Below are 24493 nucleotides of genomic sequence, written 5' to 3'. Positions count from 1 at the left end.
TATCTAATAGCTCTTAACAGGCTGAACACTTTTAAAATATTCTTCAATTCTCTCCATCATCTTCTGCTTATTCTCAGCAAACTGCCTATGCCGATGCCCGTTTCCTCCAGAAGGATGTGGAAAGCCATTTAAGATGGACTTAGAATCAATAAGACCTTCTTCTGCAAGATAAGTCAGGGCTTTTGAAACATTCACACCTAAAGGAACGATCAGTGGATTATTTAGGTGCTCCATCTCTTTCGGGAATGATTGTAGTATGTACTCTCTAAGAACCTCAGTCTTCACTATGTTTGGCGTAGAGCCACTGTAGTTCTTACCATTATAGAAAACGGGATAAGGAAGAACAGACGTAGTTTGTACCAGATTGCTGGATGATTCAAAAAGCTCACTTGTGGATGAGATTTCTAAGTGATTGGGAAGATTAAGTTCATCCAACATGTTTATGAGGTTCTTTCTCATCGGACCTTCAAAGCTTGAGTTCTTTTTGACTTCGTGTAAGACTTCTTCATCGGTGAGGTTCTCATCTTTTAGATTCCATACTGTTTCAAATGACTTTTTCATTTGATGAAGGCCTGGAGTGATTCCGACGATGACGACTTTGGCCTGCTCGTTTAGGTGTTCAAAAGGAGCATAGTAGATTTCAAGATTCTTCTTTGAGTCTTTTTCTAATAAGAATGTTCCATTAATAAGAGATTCATTTAATGTCGGTGCAGATAATGATTGGATTTTATTTTTAAATTGATTGAACTTTGAGTAGGCAGCTATGGACAAACTTTTTCCTCCTAATGATTTAATCTGTTATATAAATAGTATACACGATTTGGAAAATGCAGGGGCTAACTCGATGGATAGGTGTTGGTATCTTTACGTTCTCAATCCCATCATCAATATTTTGAATTTTCCACCTAATATAGGTGCAATATTGATAGTGAGAAAATAGGGAAGGTTTTCTTGCTTCCGAAGCACAAGGCGGAGTGTGGGTGGTTTCTGAGTTTCTCCCAAATCTCTTGAAAAAGCTCCTCATTATAAAAAGGCTTCTCATAATAGTTATGCATTTCCTTGGAATTCGTTTGGCTCACATTCTGCAGCTGATAGCGATTATCGGCAATAAAGAAGTTAATAAGATTAGACTTGATATTATAGGTCGCCTACTGATTAAAATTTTCATGACCAATCAAGATCAAACGATTTAAGTTCTTCCGCCTTTTATCCTCTAAGTAATTCTTCAAACTCCGTGCAGCTTGAACCGTTTAGGCAGAGGGCTTTTTGTTATCGTTGTAGAGAATATATATGATTGGATAGTTTTTTAAGTGGAATGTTTTACGTGATTGAGATGATCATGGCTGAAATCCTTCTTTTATACATAAGTTCGTTCATGCTTTTAACCTTATTGTTTCTTTTTTAAAATAAATTGCTCAATGCCTATTGTCTATTCATTAATTATCCCTAAGAAAAACTATTCCCCTTACCACCCATAAGGTTACTTGCGAAAAAATATTCTTTTAGGAATATTTTAATCATAACATGTAAAAATATGTCGATTAATGATTAAATAGTAATAGGTAAAATTCTTTGTTATTTTGATTCTAATTAATAAAAATTCTTAAATCTAGGTAGGAGTTATGCGATTGAAATATATAAGGAGCAAGAATTTCCGTAGCATAGAAGACTTATATATTAATTTTTTTGATTTTACTAGTCATACAGGTCCGAATTAATACCAAGAAAATTGATGAATGGAAAAAAAGGTAGCAAATATAATACAAATTTCAGTGGGACAATCCCTATGTCCCACAGAAAGTAAAATTATATTTTTGATGAAAAAATTACAGGAATTTGAAGCTACTTACTCTATAACATGGAGGAATAATATTGAGTAGAGATAAAAATAGATTAGACTTTTTAATAAAAGCTATCGATGATACTCAAAGTACAATAAGGTTCACAGACACAAAAGCAGCTGCAGTAATTGTATATTGGTCTTTCTTTATAACAACTTTAATAAGAACTCAAGACCAATGGTATGGCTGGTTAATCAAATATACAAGTATAACTTTAGAAGGCTTCTTAATATATTCGTTACTTACCTCAATTGCGGTATTTTTTTTACAAAGTATTTGGCTTGTATATTTGGCAATTTCACCACGTAGTAATCCTGCAGAACATATACAAAAACAACATGTTCATACTCCAGGTTTGTATTTTCTATTTGAAACAACCCCATCTGTTTTTTCAAAGGTTAAATATTTATATTTTAATAATTTAGAGCCCAAAATGAGTAAGTCTATAAAAACATACTTAAGTGAATTAAAGAATTTAAGTGACGACGGGCTGTATGAAGAACTGATATTAGAACTGCAAAAGACATCTTACATAAGGACTCTTAAAATATACAGAGTAAATGTAGCAATATCAAAAATAATATACACTTTAATATGTCTATTTATATTAATTATATATGGTTTTATAATCTCAAAAATAAGTCCTCATGTTAAAGGAGGTATATTAGTGAATCACTTTGAAATTAACGCAGCTTTATTTTTAACTCTTTACATTGGACATAAGATTGGTGATTATTTACTTCAAACGGATAACCAAGCTACTAAAAAACATGGTGATTGGATGGCATTGTTGCAACACTGCTTAGTTTACACATTGGTATTAACTCTATTACCTTATTTTATTCTGGGATACTTTAGTATTACGGCTATCTTAATTATATTTATTACACATGTAGTAATTGATAAGGGTGAATTTCTTAAGTGGTGGGCACAAAGTGTTAAGGGAATAAAAAAGCCTGATGATCCAAATGTTAAACAAGCAATATTTGAATTAGACCAAGCTTTTCACTATATCGTCATTTTTGTTATAAGTATTCTTGCTTAAAAATAAATTAAGGGAGTGAAATATATGAAAGAGCAGTTAGAAGCAGAAGTCAAGGAGATACTTGATTGGAAAATAGACATTAAAAAGGAAGAGAAAAGTGTTCCAGGTAAGGGAGATCTAACTCTTGGAGAAACAGCAAAATCAATAGAGACCTGTATTTTATTTGTTGATATTAGAGGCTCTTCCATAATAACCGACACCCATAGAAAAGCTACCACTATTAAAATATTTAATGCCTTCTTGAATGGAGTAGTTCGTATTGCGAAAGCTAATTGGGGACATGTACGAAGTTTTAATGGTGATAGTTTACTAATCATCTTTGACCCAGATATGCCCAATATAGTTAGCGATAAAGCTGTAGATACGGCATTAAAAATAAAAGGGTTTGTACGTGAAATTTTATTACCTGCTTTAAAGAAAAAACAATATGAGGAAAAATTTGAAGTAGGTATAGGCATTGCAAAAGACAACATTGTAGTATCTAAAGTTGGCATAAGAGGCACTGAAAATAATGATCTTATTTGGGCATCTACAGGAACAAACATGGCAGCCAAATTGGGTAATAGTGGATCGGATATTATGATTACAGAAAAAGTGTTTTATGAGTTAGGGCATGGTGGGTTATATACAGAAGATGCTAACGATAAAAAGGAAAAGTATATGTGGAGTAAAGAGACGTTGGAGTTTGCAAATAAGTATTATTATGTGCATCGAACTAGTTGGTACAGATTTTGTAATTAAGGTGGGAATAAAGTTGGCTGTAATTACTGAAGATAATATAAAAAGAATAATATTAGAAAAATATAATATTGCAAAAAACTCTGTGATAAAACTTGAAAAATCAGCCGAATATGCTGCAGTATCTAATAGGATTCCAAATTATGATGCAGAAAAGATGGATTTTGGAACTTATAATAAAAATCATTTTGTTGCTTTATTTGCTGACATGCGAGGCTCTTCAAGGCGAGCAGAAGAAATAGGTCCAATAGGTACATTTTTAACAATTCATACATTAATGCCAGGGCTAATATATATTGTTGAAAACTATGGGGGATACGTTATTGATTTACCTGGGGATGGAATAATGGCTCTTTTCAAAGAAAATAGAAAAAGGATTCAGTGGAGTGTTTCGAAGGAATATCTTAACCCTGAGGAGTTAGCTTTTAGTGCAGGAGAGGACATACTTACCTTAATGCTTAATGTGGTAAATGGAATACTGAACAATGATAATATACCTCCTGTAAAGTTTGGTGTAGGTATAGATAGCGGAGAATGTATTGTTACTAAGACTGGGATAGATTCCATTTTTGATACAAAGGCAATAGGAACATGTATAAACAACGCAGCTAAGAGGAGTGGGGGGGATAATGAAATTTGGATTTCTGAAAACACCACAAGTAAACTCCAAAATGGGCTTAAAAATAAATTAACCAAGAATAATGGTCAACCGTGGTTCTATAAAAAATATTAAAAGAATCGTGGCCTACCCCCAGTACACTAAAGTTTAAGGTACTGGGGGTCAGGCCACGCCTTTTGCGGTTCCAGAGAAGGTTCAGCCGACAATTCAGCAAAAAAAAAGTAGCCTGGTCATCCCTGGAGAAAATTCAATACCAAAAGGAAGCTTCTTTCAACCAGCCATGCTGGAAGCTGTTAAATTGTCAAATGAATCGTTCTACACAATAGAGGGCAAACGATAATCCAAAAGCAAATCCAACAGATAATTAATCAAGAAGCCCCGGTAAGTCTTTCTCAACAGACGATACCAATTATAACAGCCTGGGGGTTCACTCGAAGTGGAGCCAAGCTGGAAACCATTATAGAAACAGTTCTTTCTAAAATGAAAATCTATAAGTCCAAAGAAGAAAAAGGTCTATTTTTATGGAAAGACGAAGCTCAATTCAACACCTATAAAGAATTTAGATTGGGTTTAAATGATAGAAGAGCATTACAGGATATTAGCAAACTAGTATTTTCCAACGGAGTAATGGAGATTATCAGCACAGCTCTTCGGTTACCTAAAGCAGATTTAATAAAAGAGATGTCAAAGCAGCTTGGGTACAGTCGAACGAGCAGCCAAGGAGAGCAGTTTATTCAAGATGCGATCGATTTGAATGTAGCAAAAGGTTTGATTGTTGAAGACGAAAAGGGATTTGTAGAAGTAAAGTAGTGTGTGATAGTGCTTGTTCTTTATTGGGAGGCACTGTCTGGTCCAGGATGAAAAAGAGTTTCATTGGTATTCCGGCATCAATCCCACTCATTGTCCAAAATGTTCCCCTGCTGCTCGTATTCGTATTCATTATTGTCGTAGTGAACATGGCCGTGACACTGAGTGCAGGAAAGCTATTAAAATATGACCTTGAAGAGATCCTTCTAGCCAGTAATGCCAATGTCGGAGGGCCGACAACAGCTGATGCGATGGCCATTGCAAAAGGGTGGAAGGATTTGATTGGGCCGATTCTTGTGGTGGGGACGTTGGGGTATATTATTGGGAATTATATTAGGACGACTTTGGGATTATGGTTTTCTGGTTTAATGTGAGCTGAGAGAGAATTTTCTGAAGTGAAAGTAAAACACAGCATTACGTCCCGAATGCTGTGTTTTTTTTGAGACCAAGGAAGCCAAGGTACCTGTCCCCTTGGTTCCCTGCATGTTTGGTAATTAAGGAAAATATACTACTTATGTAAGCTTACTATATGAAGGGGGTACAGATAGTGGGGGAATCATCAAAAAAGAAAAAACCGTTCTATAAAAAGTGGTGGGTCTGGGTCATTGCTATTCTGATTGTTGCAGCAGCTGTTGGTGGGAATGATACTGAGAGGGTTGATACGAAGGAAAAGGAAGTCAAGTCAGAAGCTACCGAACCCGTGGCGGTTGAGCCAAAAAAGTCAGAAGAGAACAAAAAGGAGCCTAAAACAGAACAGCCCAAAAAAGAGGAACCCAAAAAAGAAGAAGCAAAAGTGGAAGATGACGTCCCCGCAGAACATACATCCGCTTTGACAAAAGCGAAAACATACGCTGAGATCATGAATATGTCCAAAGCAGCGATTCATAACCAATTAGTTTCAGAGTATGGTGAAAAGTTTTCCGAGGAAGCGGCGACGTATGCCATGGAAAAGCTTGAATATGATTGGAAGGACAACGCTTTGAAAAAGGCGGAATCTTACTCAGATACGATGTACATGTCAAAGCAAGGTATTTATGATCAGCTTGTTTCAGAGAACGGTGAACAGTTCACTGCGGAAGAAGCACAACATGCAATTGATACGATAAAAGCTGATTTTAAGAAGAACGCTTTGGAAAAAGCAAAAAGTTATCAAGACTCCATGGCCATGTCGCCAGAAGCGATAAGAGACCAACTCGTTTCTGAATACGGCGAACAGTTCACTCAAGAGGAAGCGGATTATGCTATTGAACATTTAACTGAATAAAATCTAAAACATGAATTGGTGTCCGATCCTCAATAAGAAAAACGTTACCGTTCAATGGGCAGTCACTAGCTTTTTACAAAAAGAGAAATATAAACTTATAAAAGGAAAGAGACCGTGGTGGTATCGACCCCCAAAAGTTAGAGTAGAAAACTAACTTTTGGGGGTGTTTTTATGGCTTAATATAGTTCCCATATCCCTCTAACATCTTCTTGATTTCCTCTTCTGAAAGGATCGGATTAACTTCCTCCAATGCTTTCATTAACTGTTTTCCCTCATCAGGATCAGTCACTTGATGCCCATCGTCGTGACTGACTTCTTCTACTTCCATTAATAAGTACTTCCGTTTGCCGACTTGGATGTATGAATGCCCCGATTGAATTGCTTTTTTTACATCATCTTGATCAATTCTTATAGGTTCCATTTACATCACCAACTTTGATTTATTTAACTTTATTATAAATCATCTGTTTTATAGAATAAAGTTTGGCAAAATTTATGGGGTAGTCCTAAATTCTTTCACACAAATCTTACCGCCTCACCACTATTGTAACTCTATTACCTTATACCCCTATAACTGGTATAATTATTCCATATACATACAGAAATGAATGAAGTATGATCTCCATGAAAAGAGGTGCATGAATCATGCAAGGTCCTATGAAAAAGCTCATCGAAGCGTGTTATCTGACTGCAGAGAATGCTGCTGAGTATCGAACGATTCTACGATACTTTTATCTGCAACATGAACGGATGAGAGACTTCATTTCTCCGGAAGAGGTGTTGGATTATTTGAGATCACTTCCCCATTACGAGCATTATGAGGAGGAGCAGCTTCTCGTCCAGCTTGCTCAGCTGGTGAAGTGGAAGAATCTGAATGCCAGGCAGGACATGACGAACGCAAAGACGATTGAAGAGTATAAAAAGAAGCGGTTTCGTTACCAATCGACGCCTTATACAATCGAGATTGAGAGAATGGTGGCGACACTTGAGAAGAAGAGCGGAGAAAGTTTTGGAGGTTCTCTTGAGAAATCCCAATTTGACCGGTTGCTTGAATCCATGAATAAGCTGGAACATGAGTTGAAGAAGGATCTGCCGGAATCACCTGAAACGTATAACCTCTTATGGGAAGATCTCCTGCAATACTTCCAGACGATCCGTACGAACACGGCGGATTACATCGCCTATATCAATAGCGAGCAAACGGATCAGCGGATGCAGAGTGAGGCGTTCTTGGTGTATAAGAATCAATTCACGACGTATTTAAGAGACTTTATCGTATCACTTCAAAAGACGTCCTTTCAGATTTCGGATCAGCTGGAGAGAATGGATCAACGGGTTGTCGCTCCTTTCTTCGACAAGCTTGCTGTTTATAGAAGGCAAATACCACGGCTGGAGGAAATCAGTGAAGAAACGGTGCTGGATTGGTACCAGGAGTTCTATGATTTCTGGCGGGTGATGAGGTCGTGGTTCATTGGGAACGAGGGCCAATCAAGCGAACTCGAGATGTTACAGCTTCAGACGAATGAAATGATCAGGCGGATTACCCGTTATGTCCAGCGGATGAGCGAAAGGCACCACAATCATCACAGCCGTAAGAAAGATTATCTTCACCTTGCTGAACTATTCAGTGGAAGCAGTTCGATCGAAGAGGCCCATCAATTATCAGCGGTTGTTTTCGGTTCAATGACGATTCGTCATCTAAAGATAGAAGAAGATACAACGGAAAATATTCATGCAGACATTTGGGAGGAAGAACCGATCATTCTGCCAATCAAGCCGCGAATCAGGTCTTTTAAGGATAAAACGAAACCTGGGGCCATGGTTTCAAATGATGAAAAGAAAAAAGCCTTGATGCGAGAGCACCTGGCTGAAAAGGCGCAGGAACGCACGATTATTGAGACTCTATTCACAGACCAGAAGATGACAATTTCAGAGCTTGGAGTGGTAAAGCCTTTTGTTCGGAAAGTGATTCTAAGTTGGATCGGAAAGGCAATGTCCAGTAAGAGTCAGGTGATCAAAACGGACTATGGATTCACAGTGAGGGTGCACGTCCACAGAGATCGGATGACGATCATGCATGCAGAAGATGGGATTTTGAAGATGCCAGATGTGACATTAGAAATGAAAGGAGGGCTATCCATTGGAGCAAGTTCAGACCGTTGAATTTGATGATAAAGCAATAGAAGGGCTTGAACTTCTTTTGCACGAGTTTTGGATATTACGAAGTGAGAATCCACAAGAATATCAGTTGATTCGTGAACGAGAAAAAGTGTTAAGGCGGTATCTTGATGAAAAATTTGGACTTTTATTAATTGTCCATCAGCATTTTATTAAGCTTGAGAAGATTCCGGTTGAGCCGGAGCCATGGATGGGCATTTCTTCTTTTCAGGAGCAAAGGGATTATGCTCTGTTTTGTTACGCCATGGCTTTTCTGGAGGAGAAGTCTGTCGCTGAACAGTTTCTGTTGTCAGAACTGGCAGAGGAGATTAGGCATGACTATGCGGGAGAAGAAGGAATCGATTGGACGGTCTATACCCACCGAAAATCTCTGATCCGTACGATCAAAACGATGACAGACCTTCATTTGATTCGGATTGTAGACGGGAATATTCAGAAGTTTGATACAGACGAGGAGCATGAAGTGCTATATGAAACGACGGTTTATAGTAAATATTTCATCCGTTCTTTTCCAGAGGACTTGACTCAGTTTACCAGCTGGCAGAATTTACTCCAAGAAGACTGGAAGTTCCAGCTGGAAGATGAGACACGTAAGCGGGTCTACCGTCAATTGTTCTTTTCTCCGGGTTTACATAGAAAATCGAGCAGCGATCCCGATTTCATTTATATTAGGAATTTTCGAAACCGTATAATGGAGGACATTGAGAAACACAGCCATTATCGCCTTAGGCTGTTCAAGAATACGGCATTCTTGTCATCACAAGAACCCCATTATAAATATGAGTATTTTCCAGATGCTAAGGCCGTGACCGATGTGTTGTTGCAGCTGTCCTATCTTCTGTATGAAAAGCGTTCGTCCCTCTCTCCCCTTGAATCAGGGGACTTGTTGTTGACGACAGGAGATTTTGATCAGTTCATCATTGAGTTGAGGCAGGAGAATGGTGCAGGTTGGTCTAAATATTTCCGCGAAGCGTCGGTTGAGACCATCCGAAAGGAATGTATTTCTTCTATGAAAAGCTGGATGATGGCTGAAACAGATGAAGTAATGATTTATATTAAGCCGCTGTTTGGGATCCTTGCAGGGAAATATCCAGACGACTTTACTAGAAAGGGTGATGACAGTGAGTCATGAACAATGGGAATTAAACCGCGCCGGTCTCGTGAATTTCTGGTATTACGATGAAGAGACGTTTGACTTTAAAGACGGTAAGCTGCTGCTTCGTGGAGCCAATGGATCAGGGAAGTCTGTTACGATGCAGAGCTTTCTTCCTGTGTTACTGGACGGGAGGAAGTCTCCTGACAGACTGGATCCGTTTGGTTCCAAAGCGAGAAGGATGGAAGATTATCTCCTTGGGGAAAAAGGGATTGTGGATCGTGATGAGCGGACGGGCTATCTCTTTATGGAGTATGTGAAGGAAAGTACGGGACAGTATATGACAACGGGTATCGGTATGCAGGCGAAACGGAATAAGCAAATGAAGTCATGGTATTTCGTCATCACAGATAATCGACGGATCGGATTTGATTTTTCTCTTACGCTTACTCATGCAGGGGAAAAGGTTCCCATGTCAGAAAAGGAGCTAAAGAACCGGATTAGTTCAGGGGGAGAAGTCGTAAATTCCCAGAGGGAGTATATGGAGCTTGTCAATCGCCATATATTCGGTTTTCAATCAACCGATGCCTACGAGGACCTTATTAAACTATTGATTCAGTTAAGAAGCCCTAAGCTATCAAAGGATTTTAAACCAACGGTGATTTATGAAATCCTTGAATCGGCATTGCCGCCTCTTACCGACGATGAAATCCGATATTTGTCTGACAGTATTGATCACATGGATCAGGCCCAGCAAGAATTAGAACGATTAGTCAGTCAAAAGAAATCGATCGAAAAAGTTCTTCGAGTGTACGATCGGTATAATCGTTACATAGTAGCTGAAAAAGCGGAAAAGTGGCAATCGACAGAGAAGAAGGTCGTCCTTAAAGAAAGAATGGTCAATGAACTTCAGAAGAATAATGCTGATATGAAAGTCGAGATATCAGAACTAGAACAAAGAGAAGAACATTTGTCTAATGAACAAGACATGCTTGAGAAACAGAAAGATCAGCTGAATCGTCATGAAGTGTGGTCCCTTGAAGCGAAGAAGAAGGATCTTGAGAAGGAGTCTTCGCGAAAAAAGGAATCCGTTTTACGGTTGGGACAGAGCAGCGACAGAAAGCACAAGGATTATGTGAAGAAGAAGGATGAGCTGGGGTCATTTGAGGAAAGTGAATCAAAGGCAGCTAGTAGAGTAGAAGACTTATTAGCTGAGTTGGAAGAATTAGCAGAGGAATGTGATTTTTCTCCACATACTATTAATAAGGCTGATTTCGAACGGATGGAAGAATCCTTTTATGATTATACTGTCTGGAAAAAAGCGGTATTGGACCATCAGGATGTCCTTTCAGATGCCATGAAGCTGCTTGAAGATCGAACCCGACAACAAGATAGATACGGTGAGCTTGAAAGGGAATCTTCTATGTTAAAGCAGAAAGTGGATGAGATCCTGCAACAGATGGATCATACGGAGGAATGGTTTACCGAAGAACAACAGAAGCTGGAATCCGCTATTTTCACATGGATGGGGGAACATGACTCCCTTTCTTTTACCGATGATCAGCGTCAGAATGTAGCTCGATCTGTTCAGGGGCTCTATGAGGAGAATTCCTTTGAACAAGTGAAAGGGATTTTACTCAACAGTCTAGATGAGTACAAGGAAGAGGTTCGGACACAGAACCATGAACAGAACACTCGTCTCAAGACCTTAGAAGAGCGGATCCAAGAAAAGAATAGGCAGATTTCACAACTGAAACAACAGAAAATGATTGAACCAGAGCGTTCGGATGGAACTTCTTCTCACCGTGAACGTTTAAAAGAAGAGGGAGTTGCCGGGATTCCATTTTATGAAGCAGTGGAATTTCAGGATGATGTAACGGAAGAAGAAAAGTCCCGAATTGAATCCGTTCTTAGACAGACAGGGATCCTGGACAGCCTCATTACAGCAGATGAGATTAAACCGACAGAAGATGCGGTCCTTATACCGGAACCACTCCTTATGACACAAACCCTTGCTGATTACCTGAAACCCGATGTAGAAGAAGGTTCAGCTGTCTCTGACCAAAGGGTGGATGACATCCTTCGCTCCATTCCTATAGAGGAATCTGCTGGAGCGTTTGTGATTGATACAGACGGCTCATTTACCTATGGCATCATAAGAGGTCATGCACCGGAAGAGGGTCCGTCTAAATTCATCGGTCGAACATCAAGAAAACGGTACTTAAAGGAGCAGATAGCTCTTCTTTTGACAGAGCTTGATGATCTAAATGAGGACAGAGACGGAGTCATGATGGAGATCTCTCGATTATCCCAGATTCTTGAAGAAATTAAAGAGTGGCAACACACTATTCCATTAGATCGCGTGCTCCTTGATATTCGTAAGCAATATGAACAACTTGAGAAGGATCGTACTATTCAACAAGCATTGCTGGATCAAACTGACCGCCAGTGGAAAGATGTGCAGGTTACACTAAGCCGACTGAAGCAGCAACTGTACGATTACAGCAGCCGGTTCAGCTTTGAACTGAATATGGAGAGCGTACCAGAAGCACTTAAGTTGATGAAGGAATATGAAGGAAATCTCAATACTCTTGAAAATGCAATGGTTCAGTTACAGGCAAGCCGTCAACGGATTAATGACCTTGCAAGGTTACTTGATGAGATTGAAGAAGAGCTGGATCATCTGAAAGGTGAAATCAACGTTGAACAAGGAACTGTTAACAAGCTTGAGAGGGAGATGGAGTCCATTGAACATCAGCTCGCCCTAAAGGGTGTGGATGAGATTAGGCACGAAATTAGGCGTGTACAGGAAAACTATGAACATGTAAAGAGTGAGCTGAAGAGGCTGCAAAAGGCTATTCCTGAAAAAGCTGCAGATATAAAACGGGTGAATGTGGAGTTGGAGCGGGAAGTTGCAGATTGGGAATTCTGGGTGAAAATGCGTGATTTGTGGAAACAACACGTTGCAGAAGAAATCCATCATCAGTTTGTGGAAGTGGACCTACACGATGCTGAGCATATTCTATCAGTGTATGGGGACGTGCTCACCACTTATGATAAACCCAAAATACTAGAACAGCTATCCAAAGCATTCTTTGAAGAACAACATATGCTATCGGAATACAGGATGACCAATTATACCGAAGAGAAAGAATTACCTGAATGGATGAACGAGGAGAATGATGAACGCTTTGAAGCCATTGTGAAAGAGTACAGCACCCTCAAAGATCGCCGGATGATTCGTTTTTCTTACAACGGTAGTCAGGTCAATCCTTACTACCTCGCTAATATTCTAACGAAAACATATGAAGAGCAGGATCGAAATCTTGATGAACAGGACCGGAAGCTGTATGAGGATATCATGCTGAATCATATCGGAACGATCTTAAGAAGCCGGATTAAGAGGGCAGCCAAATGGGTACGGGAAATGGATAAGATCATGTCTGCACGTGACAATTCATCAGGATTGATCTTCTCAATTGCTTGGAAAGCGCAGACCGCAGAATCAGAAGAAGAAATGGACACCGCGGAACTTGTGAGCTTGCTCGAACGCGACAGTAAGCATTTGCATGAAGATGATCTAAGTAAAATAACCCGTCATTTTCAATCCAGGATTGCCAAAGCCAAAGAATTGATCACTCTACGCAATGAAGGTTCTACCCTTCATCAGGTTCTGAAAGAAGTCCTTGATTACCGGAAATGGTTTACATTCGTCCTTTCATATAAGCGGGAAAATGAAGGAATCAAGCGTGAGTTGACGAATAATGCCTTCTTCCAATTCTCTGGTGGAGAGAAGGCGATGGCCATGTACATTCCATTGTTCACGGCAGCCTATTCACGGTATAAAGAGGCGGGAGATTTCGCGCCGTATATCATCTCATTAGACGAGGCCTTTGCAGGAGTGGATGAAAATAACATTCGGGATATGTTTGAAGTCATTGAACAATTGGGCTTTAACTATATTATGAATTCACAAGCATTGTGGGGGGATTATGATACAGTGCCGTCCCTGTCAATCGCTGATCTACTGCGACCAAAGAACGCTGATTTCGTAACAGTGATGCGGTATGAATGGGACGGGGTTCAAAGAAAGCCAGTTCATCAGGAAGAGGAAGAAATCTATGAACGACTTGAGCTTACTTAAGAAAGAGAAGGCTTTTCAGAAGCTGTTTCACTTGTTCAAAGAAAGATACGAGTCCCTCGGACGGATTGGTGGTTCGGTTAGCCTAAAATCATTTTCAATTGATGAATTGAAGGCTATTTCCGGTCTGACTGGGTTTCCGGTAGAAGAATTACGCGGGAAACAATCGATTACCCTTTTGAGATTTGAAAAAGAATTGAGCCGTACAAGGTATCAATATGATTCGTTGCTATCGTTTCTTGAAGATTACTTTGGAGAATCGTTGGTAGCGAACAAGGAGCGTTTAAAACAAGAGCAAGAACAAGAAGTGCATTTTTTGAGTGACATGAAAGAGAAATTTCCGCAGCTTGATTGGTACATTGATTGGATTTCTTCCAAGTCGGCAGATACCAGGGGGATTTGGAGAGTTTACAAGGAAAATCCGACAGAGTTAGTTCAGTCTTTGGAATACCTTAAAAAGGCGTGGGTGTTGATAGAGGAAGAAAGAACGTTCACACGCTTGCCCTTATTTGCTCAAAAGGTAACGGGCAATCCCCATGCATTTGACCGGAACGCCATACTAGGGAAAATGCTCCTTCATTTGTTGACAGTTGATCAGATAAATAAAGAAGCTGATCTCAGCTTTAGCAAGACATCGGAAGAAGAAAATGATCTCCTTGGATATTATCGAATAGTAAGGGATGATTTATGGAGTTTTGTGACAAGTCTAAACTTGATTGCTGAGAATGATCAAGGCATTCATCCTGTGTGGAAGGCAGCTCAAGAAACAGGGACTGTATTGAATCTGCCACTAAAAGAGTTGATTAAAGTAGATAAGGTCTATCCATATCAAGGAAATGTAGTGTGGGTGGTTGAAAATTCGAGCGTGGCTTCCACATTGATGGACCTTGTTCCCACGGCTCCTATCATATGTACCCATGGGCAACTGAGAATTGCCGGCTGGATCTTGATCGAACAACTTGCGATTTCAGGGCTGACAATCTACTATTCAGGTGATCTTGATCCTGAAGGGATGCTTATCGCGGATCGATTGGTTCGCAGATTTCCGAGAAACGTCCGATTATGGAGGATGGATGAACAATCTTATTTTGAAGCAATATCAGAGGAAATCGTTTCTGATAAGCGGTTGAGTCAAGTGGATAAAATTCAGCATTCTGGGTTGAGGAAAGTTGCTGAAGTCATGAAGAAAGAAAAAAAAGCTGGTTATCAGGAAGCAATGGTAGAAGTGTTGGTTGGAGATATAGAGGAGAATTTAGGAACCTAAAAAAGGAAAAAGACTGTCGTGATCGATTACGATGGTCTTTTTCCTTTTTCTTAATACTGTACTCCGGAGGTTTTCTTTAAGTAATCAGCAATATAAGCTACATTTTCCTGATGTTCCTTATCCCCATCCTTAGGAATATAAAACTTAGTCTGTGACTTCCCATCCCCATCATAAAAAAGAAGATGTCTATAAGTAGATACTACTTTTAGATTCTGACCAATCCTATGTTGTCGATTTCCGAGTAAGAAGGCATTTTGATACTGATTAAACACAATCATGTATTCCTCGTTTTATTTTGCACATAGGGTCCTCCTCTCTAATGGTCATTACTTTAAGTCTAATGGAAGTTCAAGGGTTTTCATGCTATTGAACTCTGATTGGATAGCGTATTCATAAGTTCATATGTCCTCCTTCAAACATTCGGCCCCCATCCGAATTTTTTTTTTTTATAAAAAATTTATTTAAAGGGTGTCCATTCCCACCACATCCCCCTATATAAAAGATGAATACAAACTGAAACAGGAGTGATTCAAATGAGTGGATGGAGAAAACTAGAAAAAGTCATGGTGGATACGGAAATTTTTCATCACCCGGAGGATATCAGGTTGTATGTATGGATACTGTTACATGCAACTCACACAGGCGGGGTGCAGGTGGGGGATGTGGTTCTTGGGGAGAGGCAGTATGTCAGGTCGATCGGGAAGCTGCAGGAGGATCTGTGGTTTTACAATGGGAAGAAGAAGGATGGGTATACGGCGTCGAGGATCCAGCGTTCGATTAAGCGGTTGGAGAAGTATGACTGGTTGAAGGCGGAGAAGTTTCAGCACGGGTTTATCTTTACGGTTCGACCTGTGAAGGATCCGTTGTGTGGGGAGTATTTGAAGTGGATGGGAATCCCTATGGAAGGAAAAGGGGATGATGAATTCGCTGGTGACCAGCCTGATGAGGGGGCTGGTACCCTTTTGTCCTCTTCACGTGAATCAGATATGAAGGAGGAGCGAATGAGTTGTGAAAACAGACTTAAGAACTTAGAGAAAGAAGAGATCTTAGAGAACAACAACAAAGGAGCTGCTGATGAGGGAAGGCTTCGGGCACTGATCGGACATTTCGTCGGCAGGAGGGGGAGAGGGTTCTTCTTGACACCGATGGACCAGATGGCGATGGAGCGGATCAGCTTGAACGAGATGTCGACAGCCGAGTTGATTAGGTTTATGGACGAGCAGTTTGACAAGCAGGAGAGCATCAATCCGAAGCTGACGATCAACAGCCCCAGGTATTTGGAGAAGGCCCTTGAGTCGTATCTGCCCCCTGAGGCTTCAATGCGGAATCTGGACAAGATGCTGGACGGGCTGGAGGAGAGTGTGACGGGGGCATGACTTTCGGGGAGTTCAGGGAGCTGGTCAAGGTGATCCAGGGGGCGTTCCCTCACAGACAGCTCACCAAGGACACGGCGGCGATCTGGTTCCAGCACCTGCAGAATTGTGATTATCATGGGGTGAAGAGGCGGATCGAAGCCCATATCAAAGTGAGCCAGTACATGCCGACGATTGCCGAGCTGTATGAACAGCCGGTTGAGGAAACGACGATACTACAAACCATTCACATTTGGGAAAAAGAAGGAGCGGAACGCATTGAGGATGAACGACGAAACGAGTGGACACGACCTGCACCACCCTGGGCATGATGAACAGCTGCTTCGCGAGCTGCATGAAGCGGAAAGCATGATCATTGGAGCGGTTCTTATGGAGCCTGGTGTCCTGGATGTACTGACCTTGGAGGAGAAGCATTTCAGTCTGGTGAAGAACCGGTTGATTTTTAAAGCGATGAAGGGGCTTCAGCACAAGAGGCTCGAGATTAATCTGGTCATGGTGGTGGAGGAGCTCGGCGATGATATTGAGAATGTCGGAGGGGTCCAGTTTCTCCTGGCCCTTGCCAACTACTGCCCGACGACGGTGAACATCGAGCAGTATGAACAGATTGTCCTGAAGTATTACGAACTGAGCCTCATCAAGAACTCGGCCCATCACTTCCTGAACGCCTACACCCCGGAATCTGCACAGGGCCTCTACAAAGCACTTATCGACATGCATACCAACACCATCACAGACGAAGAAACGAAGGACGAGATCATCATGGATCTCTATGAATCTCTTTATATGGAGAGGGACGGACTTCCCGGTGTATCGACGGGATTTGAGAGCCTGAATGCGCTGACGGGAGGCTGGAAGGAAGGGGAGCTCATCATCTTAGCTGCGCGACCCTCCATGGGGAAGACGGCCTTTGCCATCCAGCTTGCTTGGGAATGCACCAGGGAGCAGGGAGTGAGCATGGTCTTTTCCCTTGAGATGAGCTCCAGGCAGATCATGCAGCGCCTTCTCTCAAGTATCACGGATATCAACATGATGAAATGGCAGAATCCCTATAAGTATCTGACCAAGGACGAGATGCCGAGGATGCACGGGGCGATGAACGCCGTGTACAAAGCGAAGCTCGAACTCTCGCAAAATGGGATGATCACCCTGCCTGAGATCAGACAGCGGATCATGAACCTGAAGCGGGAGCACCCGACGGAGCCGTTTCTCGTGGTGATTGATTACCTGCAGCTGATCAATGTGAAGGAGCGGTTTGACCGGCATGATCTTGCGATTGGGCATATTACGAAGCAGCTGAAGGGGATGGCGAAGGAGTTTGGGATTCCGATTATACTGTTGTCCCAGCTATCGAGGGGAGTCGAGTCCAGGGATGACAAGCGACCAAGGCTGTCGGATCTGCGCGACTCGGGGAATATCGAGCAGGATGCGGATGTGGTGTTGTTTCTGTACCGGGATGATTACTACTATCCGGATTCAAAGAACGAGCGGGAAGTGGAGGTGAAGATTGCGAAGAACCGGAATGGACCGGTGGGGACGGTGAAGCTGGAGTTTGTGAAGGAGTTTGGACGGTTTCGTGGTGGATGGATGCAGGGAGAGGGTTCTGTTGGTTCGGTGTGAGTGAACCGGGGGGAGAGTGAGCCGGGGGGACAGGTCCCTTGGCTCAGGAGTAAATGATGAAAAGGGGAGGAATTGGGATGTTGGTGACGGAGTATGCGAAGGGGAATGAGTTGGCATTTCGTATAGAGAGTTTGAAGGTGTATGGGGTGGTAATGGGGTTGTTGGGTGTCGAGCGGGAGAGGCGTGAGGATGGGTATGTGTTTATTAGTTATAGGGAGATGTGGGAAGGGTGTCAGGAAGCTGGGGTTCTGTCGGGGTATGAAGTGCCGTTTGCAGTGATGATGGATATGGTGAGCGTGGTGGAGGATGGGGGATTGATTGGGAGGGAGAGGGTTAGTGGTGGGAGTTGGGTGAGGAGTTAGGGTGGGTTTGAGGTTTTGTGTGGATGAATAGGAAGCATGAGAACAGTCCCCGTGCTTCCTCTATTCAATAAATGTAACTGTTTAAAACATCAAATGATATTTTGATCATTCAAAAATTTTTCAAATAGCTCAGAACCTTGTTCCATAGATAAATCTTCACTTTCAATTAAATAAATGCCTATCAATAAGCCAAAATCTTTTATAGCAGGATACTCTTCTTCCGAAATATTAAGTTTATAAAAATCATTTTCCAAGAACATACACCAAATGTTTTGATCTTTAACTTTTAAGAAAATAACTTCTAAATCTTTTTGATTTTTATAATATCCTACATGTAAATGATAACGATCATCAAAAATCAATTTGAAATTCAACTCCTAAAAAAATTAAAATACTTTATGATGAGTTTTTAAATTTGGAGGAACATGATAATGGAGAACATTTGAACCACCAGTTTTAATAGGGAAGTAATCCAGTCTAAAAACTACTGCTCCAGTTTTCTTAAGTCTGACCTGAATAATTCTTCCACCTCATACAAATTTGATATCCTCCGATTGTCCGCTTAGTTATTATAACAGTTCTTCATTTGCGCCTATCTTAAATAAACCTTAAATTTGGGAACTACGGGGACAGGTACCATGGCTCAGGATTAAACTATGAAAAGGGGAGAAATCGAAATGTTGGTGACGGAGTATGTGAAGAACGTGTCAGAGTTTCAGATTGATAGTTTGAAGGTGTATGGGGTGGTGATGGGTTGTTGGAATGCGATCGATCCAGACGTGAGGATGGGTATACATTCATCAGCTATAAGGAGATATGGGAGGGTTGTAAGGAAGCAGGGATTATATCGGGGTATGAAGTGCCGTTTGCCGTGATGATGGATATGGTGAGTGTGGTGGAGGATGGGGGATTGATTGGGAGGGAGAGGGTTAGTGGGGGGAGTTGGGTGAGGAGTGTAGGGTGATGGGTGTTTCTGGTAGATGAAAAAAGGAAGCATGAGAACTGTCCTTGTGCTTCACAGCATTGAGTGAAAATGCTCGATGAGTGTGTGATATTGGAAAGGTTTTTGCCGATACGGAAGGAGTTGCGGCAGGGATAAAAAAGAGCTTCACCCCATTATTTTGGAAGTGAAGCTCTTTTTATTTGTGGGCTAACATACGCTGAATTTTTTTTGTGCCAAGGTACCTGCCCGCCTGGATTGTTCAAAAATATATATTCTAGAATCATTCTTTCTGAGTAATATGAATGTGTTTCTGTATTTTTAAATCACTTAATTTATTCATTACTAACTTCATCATATTATGGTTGGAATGAAAAAGGTCGATCGAAATGGCTCAATTCTATAATATCAAAAACATAAAAGAGGTTGAATGCTTATCAATAGGACAAAGTGCGATAAAAACTTGGATTCGCTCTCGCACTACCGTAAGTAAGTACTTAACCGAAAGTTCAGCTCCCTCGACTGTATAATGTAAACGAGTATATAGTAAGAAGTAAAGCTCTATTCAACCCATAGATCTCTTTACCCGATCAAACCGTTCCTCTTCTTTAACGGGGCCATCTTCATTTGGTTCTGCTATCGGACTCTTTTTAGGAGGCGCCGCTTGCATGTATTGATACCCCTCCAACATTAACTTGAAAGCCAAGACAGTCAATGTTAGTAAGAAAATCGGGGAGATCGCAATCCACCAATAGGTCGTAAATAAAAAGCGGAAATTATTACCGATAATCCCCGACCACTCATTGGAAAGGGAGACATAGACCACATTTCTAAATAGGTCTTCTTTCATGGCTCCCCCTCCGAAGAAGATGCCAAGAATTCCTAAGTGAGCCAGAAGAATCAGCACCTGAATCATCTCCCGCAAAAAAATGATTACGAGCTGGGGTTTCAAAAAAGGTAAAATATGTTTCATGAGAACATGCCTGCGGTTCCCGCCGAGGATTCGCACACTTTCCATAAACTCTTTTCGAAGAATCTGATTAACCTCTTTGGAAATCGTCATTGAGGTGATGGGAACGGCAGCTAATGTTAACACTATGACTTCAATGATCACCCTTGTTCCAAAACCATAGGTGAACTCACTGTCGACCCCGTTAAACTGACCGTCGGCAAACAGAACCCAATATAGCATTAAATAGGCGATGAGGGTGACCGGATAGTAGTAGAATGCTTCAAGAAACGGGCGGCTCCATTGATTCAGCTTAGGGGCATAAAGCTCAGAGATCGTTCCCCATACAAAAGACAACATGAATCGCAACCCTGCTATCAGTAATGCGACGCCAAGGGTATATTTAGCTCCGATGAGGAGGATATGAAACATGCTTTGTGCCAGGTTGTTGGTCCCGAAAGGAGGATATTCCCAGGGGGAATAGGGTGGGCTCTTCACCCCATCTTCTGTAAAGCGAAGATCTGCTACCGGGATATAATTATCGAAGAACCACCCATACATTAAGCTTCCCATGAGCGTGAGAAAGACAAATAGAAAGCCGGTCATAAAGGACTTATTTCTCAAAACACGGATCATTCTATTCCCCTCCTACATACTTCGTTTTTAGCTTCTTAACCACTTCCTCCAGCAGAAAAAGCGGGATAAACATCAAGATGACGCTTATGGTGGCAATCTCATAGGCCGGATGATTGATAACGAACCAGGTGAGTCCGTATGTATTAAAGAGGATCTCGAGCATAATCAGATTGGAAAACATAAACGAAATAATCATCTTGGAATGATTAATCAAACTTACTACGCTATTACGGAAAACATGCCTCATTAATACATGAAAACCCGTCAATCCCTTCCCTGTAGCGAGCTCCACATACGGCTTCATCAATTCATCTTCGAATATGAGCATCAACGTCCGGTAAAGGAAAATCGTCGGAAGGATACTATAGGTGAGAAGTGGAAGGGCGTAGGGTCGTTCTGATCCACCTACCACCTCGAAGACCAATATCCCGGTTTTTTTAAATAAGTACACGAAGAAGAGCTGCGCCAGGACAATGACAAAGACATCGGGGACCGATTCCAGAAGGGTAGAGCTTCTGATCAATAGCAGCCTCTTCTTCAAAGAAAGCTGGAACGTAATCAGAATCCAAAGAATTGCGAACCCTAGTGATAGGAGAAAGCCCAGAAACAATATCGTCAACGTATAAAAGTAAAAACCGAAGAAATCTGGAAAAACATCATACTTCGTTTCATGGGCGAACGACTGGGTCTGGAAGGTCATCGTGTCAGGGTGTGTGAGCGTATATACTAGATGTGTGAAGTTTTGCCAGAAAGATGAGAAGCTGAGATTGATTTTTCCCTGAAAGAGACTGATGAAAGCTCCGAGGCATAGAATACATATAATAATAGATAGTATACGTGCTAACGTTCTCATCCTCGATCTCCCATCCTTTTACTAGCCACCGTGACTGCTTTCATCCACGGTACTGTTTGATTCAGTGCCAATGTTTTTATGTATTTCTATCCTATATCGGTTTAAAAAATCAGCAACTACTTTACATAGTAGGAAAATAACCACGGACTGTATTAGAACTACTACCCATAATATTACTTCTGGATAGTACCTTCCTTTTTCAATATTTGACAAATGAGATCTGGAAAGTATCCCTTTACACACGTCTTCCGTTGAAACCCCCATATTGACTCTAGTGATTTTTATCCTGTTTCCAGTAATCATGTATTCCCCCTCCTTTATTTCCATTTTATTGTAACATAAGAGGAATAAGGATATAGTACAAAAGTCCAAAAATGATAATTGATATCCCTTTCCTAGCGCCATGGTTGAAAAGGGGGTCAGGACGTCCCTTTGCTTGTAACAAATAAAGAATATTAACCGATTCATTTAAGAAACAAATACAGTTAGATGAACCAGAGATAAGAGTTAACAGGGGATGGTTCCGACTTAACTTTTTAACATCATTACAGACTTTTCTTAAATAAATATAGTATAAATGAGTTTCTAGATAACTTTAGGCCAAGGGATCTCTTTGTCAAAAGTGAAAAAGATGAGTGAATTATTCCCCTAATCTCAATTTGAATTTCGGGCAAAGGTACCTGCCCCTAAGGCGCTTACTAATGCTCTTTTTGTTGGTCATGTATTATTCAATTAATAGAGCACTATTGTCTGAAAAATGAGTTAAAGTTGAATCCGTCGCTTATTTAGTTCAACTTTTTGAAGTATAAAGTACTTGAATAGTGCATATAAAAGGAGCATCTTCTCGCTTCCCCTGTCCGTGCCGAGGTTAGCGGCCGCTTAGCCTCAGCCCTGATTCTCATAGCTGATTCCAATGCATTCAGGCCGGAAGCCGAATGTTATGCGGAGAAATTAAAAGCAGCAGGGGTGAACGTTCAAGAAGCGATATGCAGGGGCTGTTCTCATGCGTTTACCCATCTGGGACCAAAAGAAAGAGCAGAAGAGGCCTGGCGATTGATCGCAGGCAAAATCAATGCTGTGGCTGAAGCCCCTCAATATTGAACCATGACCCAAAACACATTCACGTTTTTTATTAGAGGGAGCGAGGGTATAAGATAGGTGTGGAGGATACAGACTTGATATATTGGAAAAAAGCACTGGCACAAAGCCAAGAGGATATTGAAAGTGTCTTAGATAACCATACATAATCCAAACAAGATTTCAGAACAGGAGGAACGGTAACCATTGAAAAATAAAACGGTACTTATCATTGGAGGCGGACTCGGCGGGGTGTCGGCTGCCATTACACTGGCACAGGCGGGATACGATGTCTCCTTATATGAAAAAAACAATCATATTGGAGGAAAGTTGAACCGGCTGGAACAAGACGGTTTTGGTTTTGATCTCGGCCCGTCCATTTTAACGATGCCGCAGATCTTTGAGAAATTGTTTGCGGCCAGCGGTAAATCCATGGAGGATTATGTCCAGATTGAAAGGCTTGATCATCAATGGCGTTCCTTCTTTCCCGATGGAAATGTCATAGACTTGTATGAAGATGTGGACGACATGCGAGAGAAGAACGCCTCTCTCAGTGAAAAGGACATTCGTGAATATCAACGTCTGCTGGATTATTCGAAGACCCACTACGATATGACGGATAAAACCTTATTTAAAGGTGTGGATACGGCAAGAGGAATCGTTAAGAATGCGGGACTGTTCAGTGTCTTGAAGAACATTGACCTGATGTCCACGGTACATAAATCCCTCGATAAGCGGATCAGTCATAAGCAGTTTCGCGATATGCTTTCCTATTTTATCAAATATGTGGGTTCGTCCCCTTACGATGCGCCGGCTGTGATGAATATGATGATCTACATGCAGCATGATCAGGGAGCATGGTACGTTCCCGGCGGTTTGCACAAGCTCGGGGACGCCCTTGTGAAGCTGGCGGAAGAAGTGGGGGTGACCTTCCACCTTGGACAGCAGATCGTCAAGCTTGAAAAGAAGGATGACGACATCACAGGAGCCGTATTGGAAGACGGGACACGGGTGACAGCCGATCATTATGTCTCCAATATGGAAGTCATCCCGGTTTACGAGCGATTACTGGAGGAAGACAGCCATTATATTGAAAAATTAAAAAAGAAATTCGAACCGGCCAGTTCCGGTCTTGTCATGCACCTGGGTGTGAAGAAGAGTTATCCGCAGCTTCGCCATCATAATTTCTTTTTCGCCGAAAATATGAAGGAGCAAATGGAATCGATCTTCCACCGCCATGAACTGCCGCACGATCCGGTCATTTATCTGGTCAATGTCAATAAGACCGATCCGACTCAGGCTCCTCCAGGACATGAGAATATCAAGTTGCTGCCTCATATTCCTTTTATCCGGGATGAGAATCCGTATACTCAAGAGGACTATGAACAATTCGCTGAGCGGGTCCTGATCAAGTTGGAGAAGATGGGTCTTGATGGCTTGCGTGACAATATTGTCACCAAGGACATGTGGACACCTGAAGATATCAGGCGCACGTATGGCTCTGACCGCGGGGCGATTTATGGGACGGTGTCAGACAGTAAGAAGAATAAAGGGTTGAAGCATCCAAAACAGAGTGAACGCTACGACAACCTCTACTTTGTCGGGGGGACGGTGAATCCGGGAGGCGGAATGCCGATGGTAACCTTAAGCGGCCAGCTTGTCGGTGAGAAAATTGTGGAGAGGGATGCTTTATAAA

22 protein-coding genes and 3 pseudogenes are annotated in these 24493 nt (G+C 41.5%); 18 read left to right on the top strand and 7 right to left on the bottom strand.

Going from position 1 to position 24493, the window contains the following annotated elements:
* Positions 1-3: 3 nt before the first annotated feature.
* The gene (locus tag ACIFOD_RS05090; protein ID WP_430313699.1) at positions 4-771 is read right to left on the bottom strand and encodes a hypothetical protein; all 768 of its coding nucleotides are present in this window, start codon (positions 769-771) and stop codon (positions 4-6) included.
* Positions 772-1872: 1101 nt separating this feature from the next.
* On the opposite strand from ACIFOD_RS05090, the gene ACIFOD_RS05085 reads away from it, so the two are divergent.
* From ACIFOD_RS05085 to ACIFOD_RS05055, 7 genes and pseudogenes are all read left to right on the top strand, one after another.
* Complete coding sequence (locus ACIFOD_RS05085) at positions 1873-2886, top strand: DUF3307 domain-containing protein (protein ID WP_430313698.1); 1014 nt, start codon at positions 1873-1875, stop codon at positions 2884-2886.
* A 24-nt stretch (positions 2887-2910) separates the two neighbouring features.
* The gene (locus ACIFOD_RS05080) at positions 2911-3627 is read left to right on the top strand and encodes an adenylate/guanylate cyclase domain-containing protein (RefSeq protein ID WP_430313697.1); all 717 of its coding nucleotides are present in this window, start codon (positions 2911-2913) and stop codon (positions 3625-3627) included.
* A 13-nt stretch (positions 3628-3640) separates the two neighbouring features.
* Positions 3641-4357, top strand: a complete 717-nt coding sequence (locus tag ACIFOD_RS05075) for an adenylate/guanylate cyclase domain-containing protein (protein WP_430313696.1) — start codon at positions 3641-3643, stop codon at positions 4355-4357.
* 195 nt (positions 4358-4552) lie between these two features.
* Positions 4553-4684: pseudogene (locus tag ACIFOD_RS05070) on the top strand (DUF3320 domain-containing protein); the annotation flags it as partial.
* Positions 4685-4723: 39 nt separating this feature from the next.
* The gene (locus ACIFOD_RS05065; protein WP_430313695.1) at positions 4724-5053 is read left to right on the top strand and encodes a hypothetical protein; all 330 of its coding nucleotides are present in this window, start codon (positions 4724-4726) and stop codon (positions 5051-5053) included.
* A 62-nt stretch (positions 5054-5115) separates the two neighbouring features.
* A pseudogene (locus tag ACIFOD_RS05060) lies at positions 5116-5424 on the top strand (DUF819 family protein); the annotation flags it as partial.
* A gap of 173 nt (positions 5425-5597) precedes the next feature.
* Positions 5598-6314 (top strand): Ltp family lipoprotein, encoded by a 717-nt coding sequence (locus tag ACIFOD_RS05055; protein ID WP_430313694.1) that lies wholly within the window; start codon positions 5598-5600, stop codon positions 6312-6314.
* 169 nt (positions 6315-6483) lie between these two features.
* Here ACIFOD_RS05055 and ACIFOD_RS05050 read toward each other — a convergent pair whose 3' ends face one another.
* A complete protein-coding gene (locus ACIFOD_RS05050; RefSeq protein WP_430313693.1) occupies positions 6484-6735 on the bottom strand; it encodes a hypothetical protein in 252 nt (83 codons plus the stop codon).
* A gap of 236 nt (positions 6736-6971) precedes the next feature.
* On the opposite strand from ACIFOD_RS05050, the gene ACIFOD_RS05045 reads away from it, so the two are divergent.
* Genes ACIFOD_RS05045 through ACIFOD_RS05030 form a run of 4 tightly spaced genes read left to right on the top strand, consistent with a single transcriptional unit; the run spans position 6972 to position 14990 of the window.
* A complete protein-coding gene (locus ACIFOD_RS05045) occupies positions 6972-8477 on the top strand; it encodes a TIGR02677 family protein (RefSeq protein ID WP_430313692.1) in 1506 nt (501 codons plus the stop codon).
* A complete protein-coding gene (locus tag ACIFOD_RS05040; RefSeq protein ID WP_430313691.1) occupies positions 8455-9624 on the top strand; it encodes a TIGR02678 family protein in 1170 nt (389 codons plus the stop codon). Before ACIFOD_RS05045 ends, ACIFOD_RS05040 begins: the two co-directional genes overlap by 23 nt.
* Entirely contained in the window at positions 9614-13729 is a 4116-nt protein-coding gene (locus ACIFOD_RS05035; protein ID WP_430313690.1) for a TIGR02680 family protein, read from the top strand. The genes ACIFOD_RS05040 and ACIFOD_RS05035 overlap by 11 nt, the downstream gene beginning before the upstream one ends.
* Positions 13707-14990 carry a TIGR02679 family protein gene (locus tag ACIFOD_RS05030; RefSeq protein ID WP_430313689.1) on the top strand — a complete coding sequence of 428 codons (1284 nt, stop codon included), beginning with the start codon at positions 13707-13709 and terminating at the stop codon, positions 14988-14990. Before ACIFOD_RS05035 ends, ACIFOD_RS05030 begins: the two co-directional genes overlap by 23 nt.
* A 50-nt stretch (positions 14991-15040) precedes the next feature.
* On the opposite strand, the gene ACIFOD_RS05025 is transcribed toward ACIFOD_RS05030, so the two are convergent.
* On the bottom strand, positions 15041-15268 hold the full coding sequence (locus tag ACIFOD_RS05025) for a hypothetical protein (RefSeq protein ID WP_430313688.1): 228 nt from the start codon (positions 15266-15268) through the stop codon (positions 15041-15043).
* A 246-nt stretch (positions 15269-15514) separates the two neighbouring features.
* On the opposite strand from ACIFOD_RS05025, the gene ACIFOD_RS05020 reads away from it, so the two are divergent.
* The 4 genes from ACIFOD_RS05020 to ACIFOD_RS05005 all read left to right on the top strand — a co-directional run bounded on the left by ACIFOD_RS05020 (position 15515) and on the right by ACIFOD_RS05005 (position 18342).
* On the top strand, positions 15515-16366 hold the full coding sequence (locus tag ACIFOD_RS05020; protein WP_430313687.1) for a hypothetical protein: 852 nt from the start codon (positions 15515-15517) through the stop codon (positions 16364-16366).
* Positions 16363-16674: a hypothetical protein gene (locus tag ACIFOD_RS05015; RefSeq protein ID WP_430313686.1), complete on the top strand. Its 312-nt coding sequence runs from the start codon at positions 16363-16365 to the stop codon at positions 16672-16674. The genes ACIFOD_RS05020 and ACIFOD_RS05015 overlap by 4 nt, the downstream gene beginning before the upstream one ends.
* Positions 16562-17980, top strand: coding sequence for a replicative DNA helicase (locus ACIFOD_RS05010; protein ID WP_430313685.1), 1419 nt, complete (start codon positions 16562-16564; stop codon positions 17978-17980). Before ACIFOD_RS05015 ends, ACIFOD_RS05010 begins: the two co-directional genes overlap by 113 nt.
* Before the next feature lie 110 nt (positions 17981-18090).
* The gene (locus tag ACIFOD_RS05005; RefSeq protein WP_430313684.1) at positions 18091-18342 is read left to right on the top strand and encodes a hypothetical protein; all 252 of its coding nucleotides are present in this window, start codon (positions 18091-18093) and stop codon (positions 18340-18342) included.
* 89 nt (positions 18343-18431) lie between these two features.
* Here the strand turns inward: ACIFOD_RS05005 and ACIFOD_RS05000 are convergent, their stop codons facing one another.
* Positions 18432-18704: a DUF3986 family protein gene (locus ACIFOD_RS05000; RefSeq protein WP_430313683.1), complete on the bottom strand. Its 273-nt coding sequence runs from the start codon at positions 18702-18704 to the stop codon at positions 18432-18434.
* A gap of 395 nt (positions 18705-19099) precedes the next feature.
* Here ACIFOD_RS05000 and ACIFOD_RS04995 point away from each other — a divergent pair, with 395 nt between their 5' ends.
* A complete protein-coding gene (locus tag ACIFOD_RS04995; RefSeq protein ID WP_430313682.1) occupies positions 19100-19306 on the top strand; it encodes a hypothetical protein in 207 nt (68 codons plus the stop codon).
* Positions 19307-19847: 541 nt separating this feature from the next.
* Here ACIFOD_RS04995 and ACIFOD_RS04990 read toward each other — a convergent pair.
* The 3 genes from ACIFOD_RS04990 to ACIFOD_RS04980 are packed head-to-tail and all read right to left on the bottom strand — an operon-like array spanning position 19848 to position 22023.
* Positions 19848-20867, bottom strand: coding sequence for an ABC transporter permease subunit (locus ACIFOD_RS04990; protein WP_430313681.1), 1020 nt, complete (start codon positions 20865-20867; stop codon positions 19848-19850).
* Between the two features lies 1 nt (position 20868).
* Positions 20869-21720 carry a hypothetical protein gene (locus tag ACIFOD_RS04985; RefSeq protein ID WP_430313680.1) on the bottom strand — a complete coding sequence of 284 codons (852 nt, stop codon included), beginning with the start codon at positions 21718-21720 and terminating at the stop codon, positions 20869-20871.
* A 21-nt stretch (positions 21721-21741) separates the two neighbouring features.
* A complete protein-coding gene (locus ACIFOD_RS04980; RefSeq protein WP_430313679.1) occupies positions 21742-22023 on the bottom strand; it encodes a helix-turn-helix transcriptional regulator in 282 nt (93 codons plus the stop codon).
* Positions 22024-22566: 543 nt separating this feature from the next.
* Here ACIFOD_RS04980 and ACIFOD_RS04975 point away from each other — a divergent pair.
* Positions 22567-22821: pseudogene (locus ACIFOD_RS04975) on the top strand (alpha/beta hydrolase); the annotation flags it as partial.
* Positions 22822-23004: 183 nt separating this feature from the next.
* The gene (locus ACIFOD_RS04970) at positions 23005-24492 is read left to right on the top strand and encodes a phytoene desaturase family protein (protein ID WP_430313678.1); all 1488 of its coding nucleotides are present in this window, start codon (positions 23005-23007) and stop codon (positions 24490-24492) included.
* Position 24493 lies beyond the last annotated feature (1 nt).

The organism is Rossellomorea sp. NRS-1567 (genome assembly GCF_050467885.1).
GTDB classification, from domain to species: Bacteria; Bacillota; Bacilli; order Bacillales; family Bacillaceae_B; genus Rossellomorea; species Rossellomorea aquimaris_C.
Note: the sequence above shows the minus strand (reverse complement) of the source record. Positions and strands in the feature narration are given on the sequence as shown.